Origin of the sequence: Branchiibius hedensis, from assembly GCF_900108585.1 — a bacterium.
Classification (GTDB): Bacteria; Actinomycetota; Actinomycetes; order Actinomycetales; family Dermatophilaceae; genus Branchiibius; species Branchiibius hedensis.
The window spans coordinates 3,775,338-3,794,227 of record NZ_UESZ01000001.1 but is presented as its reverse complement, the minus strand read 5'-3'; the positions used below and the strand labels follow the sequence as shown (position 1 = coordinate 3,794,227).

Genomic DNA, 18,890 nt, shown 5'->3' with positions numbered 1-18,890 from the left:
CCCAGTCCAGTCGTATCCGCTGATGGTGCCGGTCCCGGCGGTGGAGGCGGTGCCGTCCACCGACAGGGCCAGGTTTCGTCGCGGTCTTCGTGAAGGACGCGACCGGTGGGGTGACGTACTCGTAGAAAGCGACCGATGAGGACCGGTGGTGCCCGAGTCATGGTCCATTGGGGTCCGGCTTGCCCGGCAGCGGTCAGGGTCCGGTACGCACCCGACAGTCGCGTCGTGGAGATGTTGGTGCCGGTGAGTTCGGTGTAACCGGAGCCGAGGGTGTCCAGGCGTGTCCCGGCCGTGGTTTGTGCGTACCCCATGCACCCACGAGCAGGTCCCCGACGGCAGTGCCGGACGGTGTCGCTGCAGGGGTGGTGGTGGTGGACCCCGCAGCGGTGGCCACGGAGCGCAGGGTCACCGCGCCGCCGCTGTGGGAGTACTCGGACAGGATCACCACGAACGGCGCGGTGCGGCGATGGTCACGGTGATGGAGGCGGTGGTCAGCGCGGACAGGCACCAGTAGTGCTGCACCCGCCGCTGCGACGTCGAGGAGTTGATCGTTTGGGTGTCGCCGTTGCTGTCGGTGGCCCACGTGTTGGAGGCGGTGTCGGTGACGGTGCTGATCGCGCCGCCCTGGTGCAGGATCGATGCCACCAGCAGGTTCCCGGCGGTGACGGATCGGGTGATGGTGACCGATGACCCGGACGACGCGGTGGCCGTGGTCGAACCAACGAAGCTGAAGCTCACGATGCCACCCACAATTTCAAGTTGTCGACGGTGACGTACCCGTCAGCGGAGTCGGCCCAGGCGGAGTCGTTGCCGCCGCGGAAGAAGTGCCACCACAGGGTGGAAATTTTCACCGAGTCAGTCAGTCGCCATTTGCGGTTGGTGACTTCGAGGACTTTGGTTCCGTTGACGGTGAATTGCGCGATGCCGTCACTGTTGGCGGTGCCCGAGGTGATGGTGTTGAGCTTCACCCGGTGCCGCACCTTGTACGTCGGTCCCGCGGTGAGGGTGACGTTGGTTTGGCCGTTGATGCCGTACTGGGAGTTCATACCGGTGAAGTAGTCGTAGGTGATGAGTTCGGCGGGGGAGTTGGCCAGGAGTAGGCGCCGGGACCGATCCACATCAGCCGGGACGAGAAGCCGTGGTCAACGGAGGTAGTCAAGCCGTTGCCGCCGGAGGGGCGCCGTCACTGACCGACCCATCGGTGCCGCCAAGGCCGGGCAGTTTCCCACCGAGGAGAACCCGAACCCCGGCTCGAAGCGCAGGTCGTACTCCAAGATCACGTCGGTCGCGGCGGCTTTCAGCAGCACCGCGGGTTTCGGGAAAGCCGCGATCCCGACACCGGACCCGGTGGAGTACCCGCCGGCGGGGAACTTGTGCCGGATGAGGCGGCCGACGCCGTCGGGTGAGGTCACGATCGACTGCGCCGCGAACGTCGCGTCATTCGCGAAAGCGGACGAGTCGCCGATCGCGGCCCGAAGTCGGCCTTCTTCACCGGCGACGCCAAAGCCATGCCGTCGAAGTTCTGGTCGAGGATCAGGGTGTACCCGGGAGGGTCTGTCCGAAACTTTGTGTAAGTGGCTTGGCGTGACGTCCCTGGCTTTGGCTGGGGCGGAAGGAAGATCGCGTCATGTCTGATGAGCAAGCGCATGGTGAGTTGGTGGCGAGGTCGTCGGCCGAGTCGGTTGACGTTGATGATCTGGCGCAGCAGCTGGTCGCTTCGGCGGTCGAGCGGCAGGTCGCTTTGACCGGTGAGGGTGGGTTGTTGACGACGCTGACGCGGCGGGTCCTGCAGGCAGCCCTGGAGGCCGAGATGAGCGCCCACCTGGGTATGACAAGCACGCGGTCAACGGCCGCGATGGCGGCAACTCCCGCAATGGCTCCAGCCCAAGACGGTGCGCACCGAGATCGGGGACGTGCAGATCCAGGTTCCGCGGGATCGGGCCGGCACGTTCGAACCGCAGATCGTGCCCAAGCACCAGCGCCGCCTGGCCGGGTTCGATGAGGCCGTGATTTCGCTGTACGCGAAGGGCATGACCACCGGGGACATCGCCGCTCACCTGTCCCAGGTGTACGACACCGATGTTTCCCGGGACCTGGTCTCGCGGGTCACCGACCAGGTCCTGGGTGACATGAAGGCGTGGTCGGCGCGTCCGTTGGACGCGATCTACCCGGTGATCCTGATCGACGCGATCGTGCTGAAGGTCCGCGAAGGGACGGTCGCGAACCGTCCGGTGTATGTGGCAATCGGTATAGACCTCAACGGTTTCCGCGATGTCCTGGGGTTGTGGGTCGGCCCATCGGGTGGGGAAGGAGCCAAGCAGTGGATGAACATGCTGTCGGACTTGAAGAATCGTGGCATCCTCGATGCGTGCATCGTGTGCTGCGACGGCCTCAAAGGCTTGCCCGAGGCGATCACGGCGACCTGGCCGGCCGCCACGGTGCAAACGTGTGTGGTGCATTTGGTCCGCAACAGTCTGCGGTACGCCTCCAAGAAGTACTGGCAGGCCATCACCCGCGACCTCAAGCGGATCTACACCGCCCCGTCGCTGGCGGCGGCCGAAACCGAGTTCGAGACCTTCGCGCAGCAGTGGGAACCGCTGTATCCGGCGATGGTGCGGATGTGGCGCAACTCCTGGACCGAGTTCATCCCGTTCCTGGACTTCCCTGTCGAGGTCCGCAAACTGATCTATACGACCAACGGGATCGAGTCGTTGAACGCCCGGTTCCGGGCAGCGACACGTCGACGGGGCCATTTCCCGGACGAGCAATCCGCGTTGAAGGTGCTCTACCTCGCGGTGTTGGAGCGGCAGAAGAACCGACCCAACCCCACCGGGCAGATCGCCGGCTGGAAGAACATCCTGAACGTACTATCCATGACCTACGGCGACCGCCTAGGTCTGAACTAGCCGATGCCACTTACACAAAGAATCAGACGGACCCTGCTTGCCCGGCCGGGGTGGGGGTGGCCCCCCCTGGGGGTTACCAGTTGGTGGAGACGATCGGCGCCAGCGGGGTGTCGTGTCTTTGTCCTGCGGCATCGAATGTCGGCGGGTTGGCGTGGAGTTCTTGCCGGACGGGTTCATACGGTTTGTGCCAGCGGTGTCGGTTGCACCAGCGGTGCGCGAGTCGGCAGTTGTTGCGGTCGTAAGGTGATCCGCCGAGTGCGACTGGGATGAGTTCGTCGATCTCGGGTGACCCGGGCCGACCGGCGGGGAGCTGGATGTTCACGGGTTGTCCGCAGAGGTGGCAGGTGTTCTCTTCGCGCTTGACTCTTCGCACTAGGCGATCGCGTCTGGTTCCGTTACTGCGGCGCGGGTTGGTCATGTTGTGCCTCGCACCACTTCGCCATGCTGGGTGTGTATCGCCACTCACCGCAGGTGGAGCAGCGGAATGCGTCATCGTCCATGGGGTGTGGCCTGACGTTGGTTCGCCGCGCTCAGTCGCGCTGGTCCAGGGTGTGTGGTGGTCGGCTGGCGCGGCGGGCATGAAGAAGCGCGAGGCCCCATTTGGGGACTTCTCGCGCCGATGCGCTGAGCGTACCACTAGATGGTGTCCTTGTTTGTCAAGCCCCACGCGGCGTGTTCACCTTCCTCAGTGCCCGTCGTTCGCGGCGCTCGTCGTCGAGCTTGGCCACGAGTTCACGCACGGCACCGATCCGGTAGACGGGAACCTTGGCCGTTGCCCCGTTGGCGCGGAACTCGACCCGGTCGCCGGCTGATTCCAACCGGCCTCGTCGCACGTACCCGGCGATGGCTTTGGTGCTGACGCGACCGCCTTCCATCTGCCGCAGCAGCGCGCTAATTTCGCGTGCCGTCCCGAGGTAGTCGTCCACCCCGGCGAGCAGCAGTTCGCGGCGGTCTTTGACGTTGTGGCCGGTGCCGCACTTGGGGCACAGCGCGACCTCGGGGACGTGATCGCGCTCGACGTACAGCGATTCGGGGCAGGGTGTCCCGTCAATCTCTGCGTCGCAGCGTCCGAGGTAGATCGTTGGTGGCGGGTTGTCCAGCAGGGCTAGCAGTTCCTCGCGGATGCCGTGCACTTCGGTGAACATCTCCGAGGCCCATTCTTGGAAGCGTGCCTTGCGGATCACGTAGGGCATCAGCCAGAGCGCGATCGCGTGGGAGTTGTCTGCTGGCCAGGCGATGCTCCGGTCTGCCTCGATCACCAGGCGCGCCATGCCGACCAGGGCGTTCTTCACCCGGTCCTGCGTGGCGGTCACTCGTGAGTCGTAGGCGAGTGCCGCTGATGGTGCGAACGGTTGGTGTGCGCGTGGGATGGTGAACCGTTGCCCTGAGTCGGTGCGCCATCCGGTGCCGCGTCGTGAGGTGTCGAGGTTGGTGACGTTCCAACTGGTGCGTTGGCGTGCCCGCTTGCCGTCGAGACAGTCGGCCAGTTGTGCGATCTGGGCGAGGTTGTGTCCGGCGGTTCTGGCGCATTCGGTGCAGGCGAAGGCGTCTCCGCAGGCGCGTGAGCAGTCGCAGGTGTTGGTCATCGGCGTGCCTTCCGGTTATGGATTATCTCGGCGGCCACGTCAGTGGCGGGGCGAAGATCACTCATCGCATCCACGAGCCTTCGTCGGTGTATTCGTCGGGGTCGAGGTCGAACCACTGCTCGCCGTCCCACACCGTGTCGCGGAGGCAGTCGGGGCAGCGGAACGCGAATAGAGTCCGGCGATTCGCGGTGGCGCGTCTACCGATCCTGGGTAGGCCGGTGATGTGCACGGTGCCCGTGTTTTCGATGCTGCTGGCGGTTGATCCGCATTCGCAGCATCGTTCTTGGGCGGTGGCGGTTCTCTGTCGGATGGTGCTCACGACTGCTCTCCCGTCTCGCCGTCGAGCGCGCGGATCAGTCGGCGTCGGCACGGATGCCCCGAATGGTGACCGCCGAACACTCGGCTCAGGATTCCTCGCTCGCCCGGTCGGCGGACTCGACAGTTCCCGCACCCTGCGATCGCGCTCGCTTGTCGCGCGTCCAGCGCCACAACGCATGCTCCACGATTCGGCGATCGCGTGCGCCGAGAGCGTCTGCGACCGCATCGCGCTGTCGGATAGCTCTGCGCGCACGCATCGTGACGCGCGCGACAAAGCCGAAGCAGCGATCGGCAGGGTGCGGGAACTGGTCGAGTCCGCCGACCGGGCGAGCGAGGAATCCCTGAGCCGAGTGTTCGGCGGTCACCCATTCGGGGCATCCGTGCCGACGCCCGACCTGATCCGCGCGCTCGACGGCGAGACGGGAGAGCAGTCGTGAGCACCATCCGACCAGAGAACCGCCACCGCCCAAGAACGATGCCTGCGAATGCGGATCAACCGCCAGCAGCATCGAAAACACGGGCACCGTGCACATCACCGGCCTACCCAGGATCGGTAGACGCGCCACCGCGAATCGCCGGACTCTATTCGCGTTCCGCTGCCCCGACTGCCTCCGCGACACGGTGTGGGACGGCGAGCAGTGGTTCGACCTCGACCCCGACGAATACACCGACGAAGGCTCGTGGATGCGATGAGTGATCTTCGCCCCGCCACTGACGTGGCCGCCGAGATAATCCATAACCGGAAGGCACGCCGATGACCAACACCTGCGACTGCTCACGCGCCTGCGGAGACGCCTTCGCCTGCACCGAATGCGCCAGAACCGCCGGACACAACCTCGCCCAGATCGCACAACTGGCCGACTGTCTCGACGGCAAGCGGGCACGCCAACGCACCAGTTGGAACGTCACCAACCTCGACACCTCACGACGCGGCACCGGATGGCGCACCGACTCAGGGCAACGGTTCACCATCCCACGCGCACACCAACCGTTCGCACCATCAGCGGCACTCGCCTACGACTCACGAGTGACCGCCACGCAGGACCGGGTGAAGAACGCCCTGGTCGGCATGGCGCGCCTGGTGATCGAGGCAGACCGGAGCATCGCCTGGCCAGCAGACAACTCCCACGCGATCGCGCTCTGGCTGATGCCCTACGTGATCCGCAAGGCACGCTTCCAAGAATGGGCCTCGGAGATGTTCACCGAAGTGCACGGCATCCGCGAGGAACTGCTAGCCCTGCTGGACAACCCGCCACCAACGATCTACCTCGGACGCTGCGACGCAGAGATTGACGGGACACCCTGCCCCGAATCGCTGTACGTCGAGCGCGATCACGTCCCCGAGGTCGCGCTGTGCCCCAAGTGCGGCACCGGCCACAACGTCAAAGACCGCCGCGAACTGCTGCTCGCCGGGGTGGACGACTACCTCGGGACGGCACGCGAAATTAGCGCGCTGCTGCGGCAGATGGAAGGCGGTCGCGTCAGCACCAAAGCCATCGCCGGGTACGTGCGACGAGGCCGGTTGGAATCAGCCGGCGACCGGGTCGAGTTCCGCGCCAACGGGGCAACGGCCAAGGTTCCCGTCTACCGGATCGGTGCCGTGCGTGAACTCGTGGCCAAGCTCGACGACGAGCGCCGCGAACGACGGGCACTGAGGAAGGTGAACACGCCGCGTGGGGCTTGACAAACAAGGACACCATCTAGTGGTACGCTCAGCGCATCGGCGCGAGAAGTCCCCAAATGGGGCCTCGCGCTTCTTCATGCCCGCCGCGCCAGCCGACCACCACACACCCTGGACCAGCGCGACTGAGCGCGGCGAACCAACGTCAGGCCACACCCCATGGACGATGACGCATTCCGCTGCTCCACCTGCGGTGAGTGGCGATACACACCCAGCATGGCGAAGTGGTGCGAGGCACAACATGACCAACCCGCGCCGCAGTAACGGAACCAGACGCGATCGCCTAGTGCGAAGAGTCAAGCGCGAAGAGAACACCTGCCACCTCTGCGGACAACCCGTGAACATCCAGCTCCCCGCCGGTCGGCCCGGGTCACCCGAGATCGACGAACTCATCCCAGTCGCACTCGGCGGATCACCTTACGACCGCAACAACTGCCGACTCGCGCACCGCTGGTGCAACCGACACCGCTGGCACAAACCGTATGAACCCGTCCGGCAAGAACTCCACGCCAACCCGCCGACATTCGATGCCGCAGGACAAAGACACGACACCCGCTGGCGCCGATCGTCTCCACCAACTGGTAACCCCCAGGGGGGGGCCACCCCCACCCCGGCCGGGCAAGCAGGGTCCGTCTGATTCTTTGTGTAAGTGGCATCGGCTAGTTCAGACCTAGGCGGTCGCCGTAGGTCATGGATAGTACGTTCAGGATGTTCTTCCAGCCGGCGATCTGCCCGGTGGGGTTGGGTCGGTTCTTCTGCCGCTCCAACACCGCGAGGTAGAGCACCTTCAACGCGGATTGCTCGTCCGGGAAATGGCCCCGTCGACGTGTCGCTGCCCGGAACCGGGCGTTCAACGACTCGATCCCGTTGGTCGTATAGATCAGTTTGCGGACCTCGACAGGGAAGTCCAGGAACGGGATGAACTCGGTCCAGGAGTTGCGCCACATCCGCACCATCGCCGGATACAGCGGTTCCCACTGCTGCGCGAAGGTCTCGAACTCGGTTTCGGCCGCCGCCAGCGACGGGGCGGTGTAGATCCGCTTGAGGTCGCGGGTGATGGCCTGCCAGTACTTCTTGGAGGCGTACCGCAGACTGTTGCGGACCAAATGCACCACACACGTTTGCACCGTGGCGGCCGGCCAGGTCGCCGTGATCGCCTCGGGCAAGCCTTTGAGGCCGTCGCAGCACACGATGCACGCATCGAGGATGCCACGATTCTTCAAGTCCGACAGCATGTTCATCCACTGCTTGGCTCCTTCCCCACCCGATGGGCCGACCCACAACCCCAGGACATCGCGGAAACCGTTGAGGTCTATACCGATTGCCACATACACCGGACGGTTCGCGACCGTCCCTTCGCGGACCTTCAGCACGATCGCGTCGATCAGGATCACCGGGTAGATCGCGTCCAACGGACGCGCCGACCACGCCTTCATGTCACCCAGGACCTGGTCGGTGACCCGCGAGACCAGGTCCCGGGAAACATCGGTGTCGTACACCTGGGACAGGTGAGCGGCGATGTCCCCGGTGGTCATGCCCTTCGCGTACAGCGAAATCACGGCCTCATCGAACCCGGCCAGGCGGCGCTGGTGCTTGGGCACGATCTGCGGTTCGAACGTGCCGGCCCGATCCCGCGGAACCTGGATCTGCACGTCCCCGATCTCGGTGCGCACCGTCTTGGGGCTGGAGCCATTGCGGGAGTTGCCGCCATCGCGGCCGTTGACCGCGTGCTTGTCATACCCCAGGTGGGCGCTCATCTCGGCCTCCAGGGCTGCCTGCAGGACCCGCCGCGTCAGCGTCGTCAACAACCCACCCTCACCGGTCAAAGCGACCTGCCGCTCGACCGCCGAAGCGACCAGCTGCTGCGCCAGATCATCAACGTCAACCGACTCGGCCGACGACCTCGCCACCAACTCACCATGCGCTTGCTCATCAGACATGACGCGATCTTCCTTCCGCCCCAGCCAAAGCCAGGGACGTCACGCCAAGCCACTTACACAAAGTTTCGGACAGACCCTCCCGGGTACACCCTGATCCTCGACCAGAACTTCGACGGCATGGCTTTGGCGTCGCCGGTGAAGAAGGCCGACTTCGGGGCCGCGATCGGCGACTCGTCCGCTTTCGCGAATGACGCGACGTTCGCGGCGCAGTCGATCGTGACCTCACCCGACGGCGTCGGCCGCCTCATCCGGCACAAGTTCCCCGCCGGCGGGTACTCCACCGGGTCCGGTGTCGGGATCGCGGCTTTCCCGAAACCCGCGGTGCTGCTGAAAGCCGCCGCGACCGACGTGATCTTGGAGTACGACCTGCGCTTCGAGCCGGGGTTCGGGTTCTCCCTCGGTGGGAAACTGCCCGGCCTTGGCGGCACCGATGGGTCGGTCAGTGACGGCGCCCCCTCCGGCGGCAACGGCTTGACTACCTCCGTTGACCACGGCTTCTCGTCCCGGCTGATGTGGATCGGTCCCGGCGCCTACTCCTGGGCCAACTCCCCGCCGAACTCATCACCTACGACTACTTCACCGGTATGAACTCCCAGTACGGCATCAACGGCCAAACCAACGTCACCCTCACCGCGGGACCGACGTACAAGGTGCGGCACCGGGTGAAGCTCAACACCATCACCTCGGGCACCGCCAACAGTGACGGCATCGCGCAATTCACCGTCAACGGAACCAAAGTCCTCGAAGTCACCAACCGCAAATGGCGACTGACTGACTCGGTGAAAATTTCCACCCTGTGGTGGCACTTCTTCCGCGGCGGCAACGACTCCGCCTGGGCCGACTCCGCTGACGGGTACGTCACCGTCGACAACTTGAAATTGTGGGTGGCATCGTGAGCTTCAGCTTCGTTGGTTCGACCACGGCCACCGCGTCGTCCGGGTCATCGGTCACCATCACCCGATCCGTCACCGCCGGGAACCTGCTGGTGGCATCGATCCTGCACCAGGGCGGCGCGATCAGCACCGTCACCGACACCGCCTCCAACACGTGGGCCACCGACAGCAACGGCGACACCCAAACGATCAACTCCTCGACGTCGCAGCGGCGGGTGCAGCACTACTGGTGCCTGTCCGCGCTGACCACCGCCTCCATCACCGTGACCATCGCCGGCACCGCGCCGTTCGTGGTGATCCTGTCCGAGTACTCCCACAGCGGCGGCGCGGTGACCCTGCGCTCCGTGGCCACCGCTGCGGGGTCCACCACCACCACCCCTGCAGCGACACCGTCCGGCACTGCCGTCGGGGACCTGCTCGTGGGGTGCATGGGGTACGCACAAACCACGGCCGGGACACGCCTGGACACCCTCGGCTCCGGTTACACCGAACTCACCGGCACCAACATCTCCACGACGCGACTGTCGGGTGCGTACCGGACCCTGACCGCTGCCGGGCAAGCCGGACCCCAATGGACCATGACCTCGGGCACCACCGGGTCCTCATCGGTCGCTTTCTACGAGTACGTCACCCCACCGGTCGCGTCCTTCACGAAGACCGCGACGAACCTGGCCCTGTCGGTGGACGGCACCGCCTCCACCGCCGGGACCGGCACCATCAGCGGATACGACTGGGACTGGGGAGACTCCACCACCCACGGCACCGGGTCCACCGCGTCCCACACGTACGCATCGCCCGGCACCTACACCGTGAAACTGACGGTCACCAACTCCGCCGGAGGCACCGCCAGCACCACCCAGTCAGTGACGGTGTCCACCTCCGACATTGTGCTGATGTCCGACACGACCGCCACGTCCGGGACGGCGTCGCTGACCATCACCAAATCCACGACGGCGGGCCGCGCCCTGGTCCTGGCGATCCTGCACCAAGGCGGGTCCGTCACGTCCGTCACCGACACCGCCGGGAACACCTGGGTGACCTCAGCGAACGCCGACACCCAAGCCTCCCAGGAATCGACGTCGCAGCGGCGGGTCACTCACTACTGGTGTGTGGGTGCCGCAGCGGTCACGTCCGTGACCATCGCCGCGGCCGGGTCCGTCCTCTTGGGGAGCTCACCGAATGGTCCAACGTGGCAGCGGTGCGGGGCGCGATCACCTCATCCTCCACGACCGCGTCACCCCCGGCCGCTGCAGCGTCCCCCGTCGTCGCCGGGGACGTCGTGGTCGGCTGCATCGGGTACCTCGAAGCGACCGCCGGGACACGGCAGGACGTTCTCGGGTCCGGGTGGACCGAACTGACCGGGGCCACGATCTCCACCACCCGCATGTCCGCCGCGTACGCACTGCGGGGATCTGGGGGCGCGGCCGGGCCGGTGTGGACGTTCAGCACCGGCACCCCCTCATCCGGGTCCTCATCGATCGTCCTGTCCAAATCAACCGCGAACAACCCGCCGACCGTCACCACGGGCGGAAACATGACCGGGGTGGAACCGGGTGTCACCGTGACCCTGACCTCGACCGGTGCGGACATCGACGGGGACCTGGTGACCCTGGCGTGGGCGCAAACCTCCGGCACCCCCACCGTGGCCCTCACCGACTACGGCAACGGGTCTGCGTCTTTCCGGGCGCCGGCGTCGGTGGCCGGGGCGACCCTGGTTTTCACGGTGACCGCCACCGACGGTCGCGGTGGCACCGGAACCGCAACCTCCACCGTGACCGTCCTGACCGCTGACCGGTCCGGTCTGATCGGTGGGGTCCGCAAACCCAGGCTCCGCACCCACACCTAACCCCCGGCCCGCACCCCGTTTGCGCCCCGTCCTCCATGCGAGGGCGGGGCGCTTTTCGTGCGTCCAGGGGGTTAGGGCGGTGGGCGATTCGCGACCCGCCACGCCGTGCTGACCGAGACCCCCAGCACCTCGGCGATGTCGGCGTACGGCAAGCCAGCCGACCGCAGCCGAGGCACCAGCACCGGGACCATCCGCCGGTCACCCTTCACCGCACGGGCCCGCGCGATCAGGTCCGCGGCCGCCCTCATCCGCGCCGCCTTCGCTCTCGCAACCTCCGCACTGCTTCGACGGGCGGCCGCTTCAAGCAGCTCCTCCCGGCACCACTCCGAGCACGTCTTCGCCCGCCCGGTCCCGGGCTTGTGCACCCACGTTGCACCGCACACGACGCATTCCTCCACCGCCTGCCCGGGGTCACCATTGCGCCGCGCCCGCGCCGGATCGGACGCCCCCACCGTGACCCCTCGCGGCGGGGGCACTTCTTTGCGCGCATCAATGGCTAACCAAATGGCTAACAGAAATGAGGAAGGCGCGGCCCCGAACCTTCGGGAACCGCGCCATTCCGCGAGCCGCCTATCGGAATCGAACCGATGACCTATTCATTACGAGTGAATCGCTCTGGCCAACTGAGCTAAGGCGGCGTCACCCGCCGCCTGGATCACAGCCGGACGGGCGCGATGAGTATACGCAGAGCGCCGCCGCGACACCGAATCGGCGGCGCTGCCGGGCTCAGGCGTAGTAGCCGATCACGTCGATGATCACCTGCGTCGAACCACCGGCGCCGCGGACGACGAGTTGTGACGAGGCGTTGACCGCGCACACCGTCGTGACCGCAATCGTCGTTCCGCTCGCCGACCAGTTCAGGTTGGAGTTACCCGGGTAGGAGATCCCGGCTTTGTACAGCGCCAGGTAGCCGGGCCCGGAGGTTCCGGTTGCGGTGAGGCTGACGGTGACCGCAGATGAACCGTTCGGCACGCCACTCATGGTGAGGGTGCGCGACCCGCCGCTCAGCGCGCCGTCGGAGCTGCGGGAGTCATAGGTCCGGATCGCCGCCGGTAGGACGTGGAACGCACCGGTGCTGGCCGGTCCGGCCAGCTTGCGCCAAGACCCCGGAAAACCAGCCCCGACGCACACCCACAGGTTGCCGCTGCTGTCCTCGATGAACTCGCCGGTCTGGTGGTAATCGGACCGGTCCACGGCGGCCGCGCCCGACGGGATCAGTTTGAGCGCCGCCCGGGAGCCTTGGGCCTGCACACCGATTCCGCCGCCGCCGTGCACACCGACGCCACCGGAGTCCGAATTGCCCCAGATGCCCATGCCGCTCGGGCCCTTACCGTCACCGCGGATACCGTTCGCGTTGGTCAACGAGGACAGCCGGTTGTCACCCCACATGAGGGTCGGCTCTGAGGTCAACGGATTGCTGATCACCGAGGACCCGACCTGGTTGGTCAGATAGGTCATGTTCTGGGCGCCCTGGGAATATCCGATCCGCAGGTAGTCCCCCGTCGTCGCGTCGGCGTTGGTGGATCGTCCGACCTCCAGCGCCGCGACACCGGCGACCGCGCCGGCGACACCGAGCGTACGCAACATCGATCGGCGTCCGAGTGCCTTGTCTGAGGCTTCGACGGCTGCCTTGTCGTCCTTGACGGGCATCTCATTCATCACGGTTCCTCCTGGACCTGGCCAAGCGCCCGTGCGCCCGGCTTCGTACCGATGAGGAGTTGCAGCCGCCGCGATGAATACCGCTGGTCAGCAGGCCTTGCCCTCCGGGGGCACCGTGCCGTTGATCAGGTAGGCGTCCACCGTGTTGTCCACGCACGAGGACCCCTGGGAGAAGTACGCCGTGTGGCCGTCCCCGTCGTAGGTCAACAGATGGCCATCAGCCAGTTCGGCGGCGAGTTGCTGGGACCAGGCGTACGGCGTGGCCGGGTCACGCGTCGTACCTATCACCAGGATCGGACCGGAACCTTCGGCGGTGATCTTGCCCAGCGGTTTGCTCGGTTGGTACGGCCAGACCCCACACACCAGCGAGCCCCAGGCCAGCATCGGGCCCCAGGTCGGCGCCTGCTTGGCGAACTCGGCGGCTTCCTTCTCCGTGGCGGCGAGGTCGGCTGATCCACCGCGGTCCAGGCACGACACGGGGTTGATGACCTGCATCAGGTTGCCGCTGTAACTGCCGTCGGCGTTGCGCTGCGCGTACTGGTTGGCCAGGTCCATCAACGGGTTTCCGTCGCCCTCGAAGGCGGATTTGAACGCATCGGTCAGCACCGGCCACAGGTCCTTGGAGTACATCGCTTCGGCGATGCCGTAGCTGGCCCAGCCCTCCGTCAGCTTCGTGACGTCGCCGTTGCCCGAGACAGGCAGCGGATTGGCGTCCAGCCCGTTGAGGAACGATCGGATCTTGGCCATCCCCGAGTCGACGTCCGAGCCCAACGGGCACGAGCCGCCAGCGACACAGTTGCTCACGTAGGACCGGGTCGCCTGCTCGAAACCCTTGGCCTGACCCAAGTTCATCTGCTCACTGGTGATGTCCGGTGGCACGACCCCGTCGAGGATGAACCGGCCGACCTTGCTGGGGAACATCCCGGCGTAGACCGAGCCGATCAGCGTGCCGTAGGACTTGCCCAAGTAGTCCAGCTTTTCCTCACCGAGGGCTGCCCGCAGGATGTCCATGTCCTTGGCGACGTCGATCGTCGAGACATGGGCGAGCAACGGGCCGGCCTTCGCCTTGCAACTGTCCGCGAATTGCTTTGACTGCGTGAGCAATTCCTGTGCGCCGTCGGTCCCGTTGGGAGTCGGATCCGATCCCAGCCAGGTGTCCATCTTGGTGTCGTCGACGCAGGTGATCGGCGCCGAGCGGCCCACCCCGCGGGGGTCGAAGCCGACGACGTCGAACTGGCTGCGCACGGCCCCACTGACGATCTGGTCGGCTGCGGCCGCGTAGTCGTATCCCGAGCCGCCGGGGCCGCCGGGGTTGACGACCAATGTGCCCTTCTTGGTGCCCGACGCCGGAACCTTGGATACCTCGATCTCGATCGAGGACGTCGGGTTCGCGTAGTCCACCGGGACCTTGAGCTTGGCGCACTGCACCCCGGAACAGTCCTGCCAGTCCAGCTTTTGCGTGTAGTACTGGTCGAGGTCCGCAGAGCCCGGGCTCGACGTACCGGAACTCGTCGCTGTGCTGGCCGTCGAGGAGGTCTGGCTTGCGCTCGTGGTAGCCGGCTGCACGGTCACAGTGCTGGAGCACGCTGCGAGACCGCTGACTGCTGCGATCGCGACGGCGCCGTGCAGGACTGTGCGGGAGAAACGCATGCTCAGACGGTATGTCATCGGCGCGACTGGGCGGGGATCTGCAAACTGATCGCCATCGCCTCCAGCGCCAGCTGCGGCGGCACGTTGGCTTCGATCCGGGTGCGGGCCAGACCGATCGCATCCAGCGCCTGCAGCAGACCGGCCGGATCCAGTCGCCGCGCCAACTCCTGCACCGCATCAGTCTGGGTGACGTTGACCAGGTCGACCTGCGCACCAACGCTGAGCATCAGCGCGTCCCGGTAGGTGGAGGCCAGATCGATCAACGCCCGGTCCACCATGTCCCGGGTGAACCGGGTCGCCCGCGCCTTCTGATCCTTCTCCAGTTGGGTCAGGGCCGAACGTACGGCGGGTGGCTGGGTCCGCGCGGCCGGATCGGCCCCGAGTTGCAGGAGGAGCTTCTCGCGTTCGGCGGCGTTACGCTCCGCCGCGCTGGCCCCGGATTCCGCTCCGGCGACCTGCACCAACGCATCGGCCGCCGCCATCGCAGCCCCGAAATCGGTGATCCGCAAGGGCAGGGCCACGATCTCGTCGCGGCGGGCGCGGGCGTCGGGGTCCCGGGCGAGCCGGCGCGCGAGACCCACATGGGACTGCGCCGCACGAGCGGCCGCGAGCGCCGCATCCGGGTCGATGCCATCGCGCCGGGACAGCAATTGCGCGACCGCTTCCGGTGGCGGGGTGCGCAAGCCCAGGTGCCGCGAGCGGCTGCGGATGGTGATGATCACGTCCTCCACCGACGGGGCGCACAGCAACCAGATCGTGCGCGCAGTGGGCTCTTCGAGCGACTTCAGCAACGCGTCGGCGGCCTGCTCGGTGAGTCGGTCGGCGTCCTCGATCACGATGACCCGCCACGCACCGATGGACGGGCGGCGCTGCGCCAACTCGGTCAGCCGCCGGGCCTCCTTCACCGAGATCGACAGACCCTGGGTGGCCACCAACTCGACGTCGGCATGGGAGCCGTCGAGCGCCGTACGACACTCGGCGCACTCCCCGCACCCGCCCCGCGGGCACTCCAAGGCGGCCGCGAAAGCCCTTGCAGCCGTTGACCTTCCGGACCCGGGCGGGCCGGTGAGCAGCCAGGCGTGGGTGTTGGCGGCCGGGTCGGCGACGGCTTCCCCCAGGGTGCGTACGACGTGTGGTTGGCCGATCACGTCGGTCCAGACGCTCATGTCAACCGCTCCCGGACCGCGGCCTCGATGTCCTTGGCCAAATCGTCGGCGGCGCGGGTCGCATCGAGCACGAGGTAGCGCTGCGGTTCGGCAGCGGCCAACGCCAAAAAGTGCTCGCGGACCCGGCCGTGGAAGTCGTCGGCTTCCCGCTCGAGGCGGTCGTGGACCTCGCCGCGTCGCTCCCGACCGGTGCCGGCGGGCACGTCCAACAGCACGGTCAGGTCGGGCAGCAGGCCCTGGGTCCCCCACAGCGACAGACCGCGGACGTCATCGGCTTCCAGCGCTCGACCTGCTCCCTGGTAGGCGATCGACGAATCCAGGTAGCGGTCCTGCAGCACGATCGCGTCCCGCTCCAAGGCGGGCCGCACAACGGTCGCGACGTGATGGGCGCGGTCAGCGGCGAAGAGCAGCGCCTCAGCGCGTGGCGCCACGTGCTCCCCGTGCAACAGGACGTCGCGGATGGCTTGACCGACCGGCGTACCGCCCGGCTCCCGGGTCACCACGATCTCCCGGCCGGTGTCCGCCAGGGCCTGGCGCAGCGCAGTGAGCTGAGTGGTCTTGCCCGCGCCGTCGCCGCCTTCGAAGACGAGGAAGAAGCCAGGCACGGCGCCACTCTAATCGGGTGCGCCGACAGCGGACGTAGGGTCGGTGCTGTGAGCGATCTTCTGCCGTCCACCGCCCGTGCCCTCGACCGCTTGGCCGTCGAAGCCCAGGTGACCAGTCGCACCCCTGCGCTGGTCGCCGGCGTCGCCCGGCACGGGACCCTGGTCTGGTCGACCGCGATCGGGGCGGCGGACCTGGACGATCCGAGTGTGCCGCTCGGCGATGACACCCAGTTCCTGGTGGCCTCGAACACCAAGACCTTCGTGGCAGTGCAGATCATGCAGTTGCGGGACGAGGGCAAGCTGTCGCTCGACGACACCATCGACCAGCACCTGCCGTCAGCGCACTCCACCGTGACGGTCCGCCAGATGCTCTCGCACCTGACCGGGATGCAACGCGAGCCGGTGGGCGATGTCTGGGACACCCTGCAGTTCCCCGCCCGCGACGAGTTGATCGACGGCTGGAACGCCGCGCGGCGAGTGGGTCGCCCGCACGACCACTGGCACTACTCGAACCTGTGTTACGCGATGCTCGGCGAACTCATCGCACACCTGGACGGTGAGCCGTGGGAGTCCTCTCTGCAGCGCCGGCTGCTGGATCCGCTGGGTCTGACCCGCACGACACTGTCGCTGCAGGCGCCGCACACGCGGCAGTACTACGTCCCGCACTACACCGACGTGCCGGTCCGCGAGCCGCTGATCATCAAGGGCGCGATGGCCTCAGCCGGATCGATCTGCAGCACGTTGTCGGACATGGTCCGCTGGCACGCCTTCCTGCTCGACCCCGACTCCGCGATCCTGTCCCCCGACACCGCGCTGGAGATGCGCCAGCCACAGGCCATGGTCGATGGGACCTGGACCGCTGGTTACGGCCTGGGTCTGCAGTTGGTCCGGCACGAGGGACGGACGTGGTTCGGGCACACCGGCGGCCTGCCCGGCGGCATCACCGGCTTCTTCTCCGAGGCATCCTCGGGCACCACCGGGGCCGTGTTGATGAACAACTCGGCGGCCAAGGACCCCGCGGGGACCGCCGTACGCCTTGGCACGTACGTCGAGACTCACGACCCGCTCGTACCCGCACCCTGGGTGCCGGGCTCGGCGGAGCCGCCGCAACTGAAGCCGCTTGTCGGACAATGGTTCTCCGAAGGTGCTGGTTTCATCCTGTCGATCCGCGACGGTCACCTGGAGGCCCGCGTCGAAGGCGCTCCTGCGACCACGCCGCCGTCGATCTTCGAGCAACAGGACCCGGACACGTTCCGCACGGTGTCCGGCCGCGAGCAGGGCGAGCTACTCGTCGTACGTCGACGGCCCGACGGCTCGGTGCGCCAGTTCAACTGGGCCACCTACCGATTCACCCGCGACCCACTCGGCTTCGGCGAACCCACCCCGGACTGACGGGACCAGCGTTGCCCGATGTCCTTATGTCTTTTATTAAGAGACATAAGGACAGGCCTGCAGTACTCTATGTCCTTTAATTAAGGACATAGAGACATGCTCTACGCAACGCCGGACCTCGGACTCGATGACGTGCACGTCATCGATGAGATCCAACGCGTCCGAACCCAGCTCACCCAGGTATTGCGGGCCCCGCGACGATGGGACGGCGCCCTCCGACGGACCTCGACCGCCAAGGCCATTCAGGGGTCGAACACCATTGAGGGCTACTCGGTCACCGACCAGGATGCCGTGGCCGCGGTCGATGACGAGCCGCCGCTCACCGCCGACGAAGCCACGTGGGCAGAGATCGCCGGTTACCGGCGGGTCTTGACCTACGTGCTCAACGTGGCAACCGAGCCGGGGTTCGTGATTGACGAGAGCGTGCTGCGATCCATGCACTTCATGCTCCTCGAGCACGATCTGACCAAGATGCCGGGCCGTTACCGGACCAGCGCCATCTACGTCCGTGACGACCAGCGCGACGCCACGGTCTACGAAGGTCCCGACCCCGGAGTCGTGCCTGAGCTGATGGCTGAGTTCGTCAGAAGCCTCGCGCTGTCCGATACCGAGGAGCCTCTGGTGCGAGCCGCGATGGCCCACCTCAATCTCGTCATGATTCATCCGTTCAAGGACGGCAATGGCCGGATGGCCCGAGCACTGCAGACGATGACCTTGGCGCGCGACAGCGTGATTGAGCCGGTGTTCTCCTCCATTGAGGAGTGGCTCGGCAGCAACACCCGGGAGTACTACGAGGTGCTTGCTGCGACGGGCCAAGGCGCCTGGAACCCAGAGCGAGACGCGAGCCATTGGGTACAGTTCAACCTGCGCGCCCACTACTTCCAGGCGCAGACGGTCGCGCGCCGATTCGCCGAAGCCGACATCCAACTCGCACGAATCGACGAGATCGTCCGCGACCATTCCCTGCCTGAGCGACTGAGCAGCGCCCTCTTCGACGCGACCCTCGGACTTCGGGTCACCCGGCCGTCCTACGTCAAACTGACCGCCGTCGAGGAGCGGACGGCAACGCGTGATCTTGCTCTGGCGACCGACCAAGGGTTGCTCGAAGCGCGTGGTGAGCGACGCGGCCGCCACTACGTGGCAGGCAAGGAGTTGCGTCGACTACGGGACGACTTGCGTTCGCAGAGAGCCCCACTCGAGGACCCCTACCCGGATCTCATCACCCAGATCCGTCGGTCGCTCCCGTAG

At 66.5% G+C, this 18,890-nt stretch carries 19 protein-coding genes, 1 tRNA gene and 1 pseudogene; 9 read left to right on the top strand and 12 right to left on the bottom strand.

Annotated features, from left to right (window positions below; genetic code table 11):
* Window positions 1–441: 441 nt before the first annotated feature.
* From DR843_RS18545 to DR843_RS20415, 4 genes are read right to left on the bottom strand one after another with little or no spacing between them, the layout of a single operon-like run.
* Window positions 442–738 carry a hypothetical protein gene (locus tag DR843_RS18545; RefSeq protein WP_146202632.1) on the bottom strand — a complete coding sequence of 99 codons (297 nt, stop codon included), beginning with the start codon at window positions 736–738 and terminating at the stop codon, window positions 442–444.
* On the bottom strand, window positions 735–1,118 hold the full coding sequence (locus tag DR843_RS18540; RefSeq protein WP_109688229.1) for a polysaccharide lyase: 384 nt from the start codon (window positions 1,116–1,118) through the stop codon (window positions 735–737). Before DR843_RS18540 ends, DR843_RS18545 begins: the two co-directional genes overlap by 4 nt.
* A gap of 24 nt (window positions 1,119–1,142) precedes the next feature.
* On the bottom strand, window positions 1,143–1,412 hold the full coding sequence (locus DR843_RS18535) for a hypothetical protein (protein ID WP_109688227.1): 270 nt from the start codon (window positions 1,410–1,412) through the stop codon (window positions 1,143–1,145).
* Window positions 1,409–1,822: a hypothetical protein gene (locus tag DR843_RS20415; RefSeq protein WP_211310285.1), complete on the bottom strand. Its 414-nt coding sequence runs from the start codon at window positions 1,820–1,822 to the stop codon at window positions 1,409–1,411. Before DR843_RS20415 ends, DR843_RS18535 begins: the two co-directional genes overlap by 4 nt.
* Here DR843_RS20415 and DR843_RS18530 point away from each other — a divergent pair.
* Window positions 1,709–2,906 (top strand): annotated as a pseudogene (locus DR843_RS18530) (IS256 family transposase). The gene DR843_RS20415 and the pseudogene DR843_RS18530 overlap by 114 nt on opposite strands.
* A gap of 656 nt (window positions 2,907–3,562) precedes the next feature.
* Here DR843_RS18530 and DR843_RS18520 read toward each other — a convergent pair.
* Window positions 3,563–4,492 carry a hypothetical protein gene (locus DR843_RS18520; protein ID WP_109688221.1) on the bottom strand — a complete coding sequence of 310 codons (930 nt, stop codon included), beginning with the start codon at window positions 4,490–4,492 and terminating at the stop codon, window positions 3,563–3,565.
* A 494-nt stretch (window positions 4,493–4,986) separates the two neighbouring features.
* On the opposite strand from DR843_RS18520, the gene DR843_RS19860 reads away from it, so the two are divergent.
* On the top strand, window positions 4,987–5,247 hold the full coding sequence (locus DR843_RS19860) for a hypothetical protein (RefSeq protein ID WP_146202631.1): 261 nt from the start codon (window positions 4,987–4,989) through the stop codon (window positions 5,245–5,247).
* A gap of 317 nt (window positions 5,248–5,564) precedes the next feature.
* Window positions 5,565–6,494 (top strand): hypothetical protein, encoded by a 930-nt coding sequence (locus tag DR843_RS18510; protein WP_109688221.1) that lies wholly within the window; start codon window positions 5,565–5,567, stop codon window positions 6,492–6,494.
* 656 nt (window positions 6,495–7,150) lie between these two features.
* Here DR843_RS18510 and DR843_RS18500 read toward each other — a convergent pair.
* The gene (locus DR843_RS18500; protein WP_172461486.1) at window positions 7,151–8,431 is read right to left on the bottom strand and encodes an IS256 family transposase; all 1,281 of its coding nucleotides are present in this window, start codon (window positions 8,429–8,431) and stop codon (window positions 7,151–7,153) included.
* 117 nt (window positions 8,432–8,548) lie between these two features.
* Between DR843_RS18500 and DR843_RS18495 the strand changes: the two genes are divergently transcribed.
* From DR843_RS18495 to DR843_RS20190, 4 genes are read left to right on the top strand one after another with little or no spacing between them, the layout of a single operon-like run.
* On the top strand, window positions 8,549–9,019 hold the full coding sequence (locus tag DR843_RS18495; protein WP_109688219.1) for a polysaccharide lyase: 471 nt from the start codon (window positions 8,549–8,551) through the stop codon (window positions 9,017–9,019).
* A complete protein-coding gene (locus DR843_RS18490) occupies window positions 9,016–9,327 on the top strand; it encodes a polysaccharide lyase (RefSeq protein WP_109688217.1) in 312 nt (103 codons plus the stop codon). The genes DR843_RS18495 and DR843_RS18490 overlap by 4 nt, the downstream gene beginning before the upstream one ends.
* Window positions 9,324–10,682, top strand: a complete 1,359-nt coding sequence (locus tag DR843_RS18485; protein ID WP_146202629.1) for a PKD domain-containing protein — start codon at window positions 9,324–9,326, stop codon at window positions 10,680–10,682. Before DR843_RS18490 ends, DR843_RS18485 begins: the two co-directional genes overlap by 4 nt.
* Window positions 10,683–10,708: 26 nt before the next feature.
* The gene (locus tag DR843_RS20190) at window positions 10,709–11,170 is read left to right on the top strand and encodes a PKD domain-containing protein (protein ID WP_170119927.1); all 462 of its coding nucleotides are present in this window, start codon (window positions 10,709–10,711) and stop codon (window positions 11,168–11,170) included.
* 71 nt (window positions 11,171–11,241) lie between these two features.
* Here DR843_RS20190 and DR843_RS19855 read toward each other — a convergent pair whose 3' ends face one another.
* The 6 genes from DR843_RS19855 to tmk form a co-directional block, all read right to left on the bottom strand.
* Window positions 11,242–11,418 (bottom strand): helix-turn-helix domain-containing protein, encoded by a 177-nt coding sequence (locus tag DR843_RS19855; RefSeq protein WP_146202628.1) that lies wholly within the window; start codon window positions 11,416–11,418, stop codon window positions 11,242–11,244.
* 316 nt (window positions 11,419–11,734) lie between these two features.
* Window positions 11,735–11,808 (bottom strand) — tRNA-Thr (locus DR843_RS18475).
* Window positions 11,809–11,896: 88 nt separating this feature from the next.
* Window positions 11,897–12,829, bottom strand: a complete 933-nt coding sequence (locus DR843_RS18470; protein ID WP_109688211.1) for a hypothetical protein — start codon at window positions 12,827–12,829, stop codon at window positions 11,897–11,899.
* Window positions 12,830–12,916: 87 nt separating this feature from the next.
* Window positions 12,917–14,479, bottom strand: a complete 1,563-nt coding sequence (locus tag DR843_RS18465) for an alpha/beta hydrolase (protein WP_245934196.1) — start codon at window positions 14,477–14,479, stop codon at window positions 12,917–12,919.
* A gap of 14 nt (window positions 14,480–14,493) precedes the next feature.
* The gene (locus DR843_RS18460) at window positions 14,494–15,645 is read right to left on the bottom strand and encodes a DNA polymerase III subunit delta' (RefSeq protein ID WP_109688207.1); all 1,152 of its coding nucleotides are present in this window, start codon (window positions 15,643–15,645) and stop codon (window positions 14,494–14,496) included.
* Window positions 15,642–16,250: a dTMP kinase gene (gene tmk / locus DR843_RS18455; protein WP_109688206.1), complete on the bottom strand. Its 609-nt coding sequence runs from the start codon at window positions 16,248–16,250 to the stop codon at window positions 15,642–15,644. Before tmk ends, DR843_RS18460 begins: the two co-directional genes overlap by 4 nt.
* Window positions 16,251–16,298: 48 nt before the next feature.
* On the opposite strand from tmk, the gene DR843_RS18450 reads away from it, so the two are divergent.
* Together DR843_RS18450 and DR843_RS18445 are read left to right on the top strand one after the other, a co-directional pair.
* Complete coding sequence (locus tag DR843_RS18450; protein WP_109688204.1) at window positions 16,299–17,642, top strand: serine hydrolase domain-containing protein; 1,344 nt, start codon at window positions 16,299–16,301, stop codon at window positions 17,640–17,642.
* Between the two features lie 96 nt (window positions 17,643–17,738).
* Complete coding sequence (locus tag DR843_RS18445; protein ID WP_109688202.1) at window positions 17,739–18,890, top strand: Fic family protein; 1,152 nt, start codon at window positions 17,739–17,741, stop codon at window positions 18,888–18,890.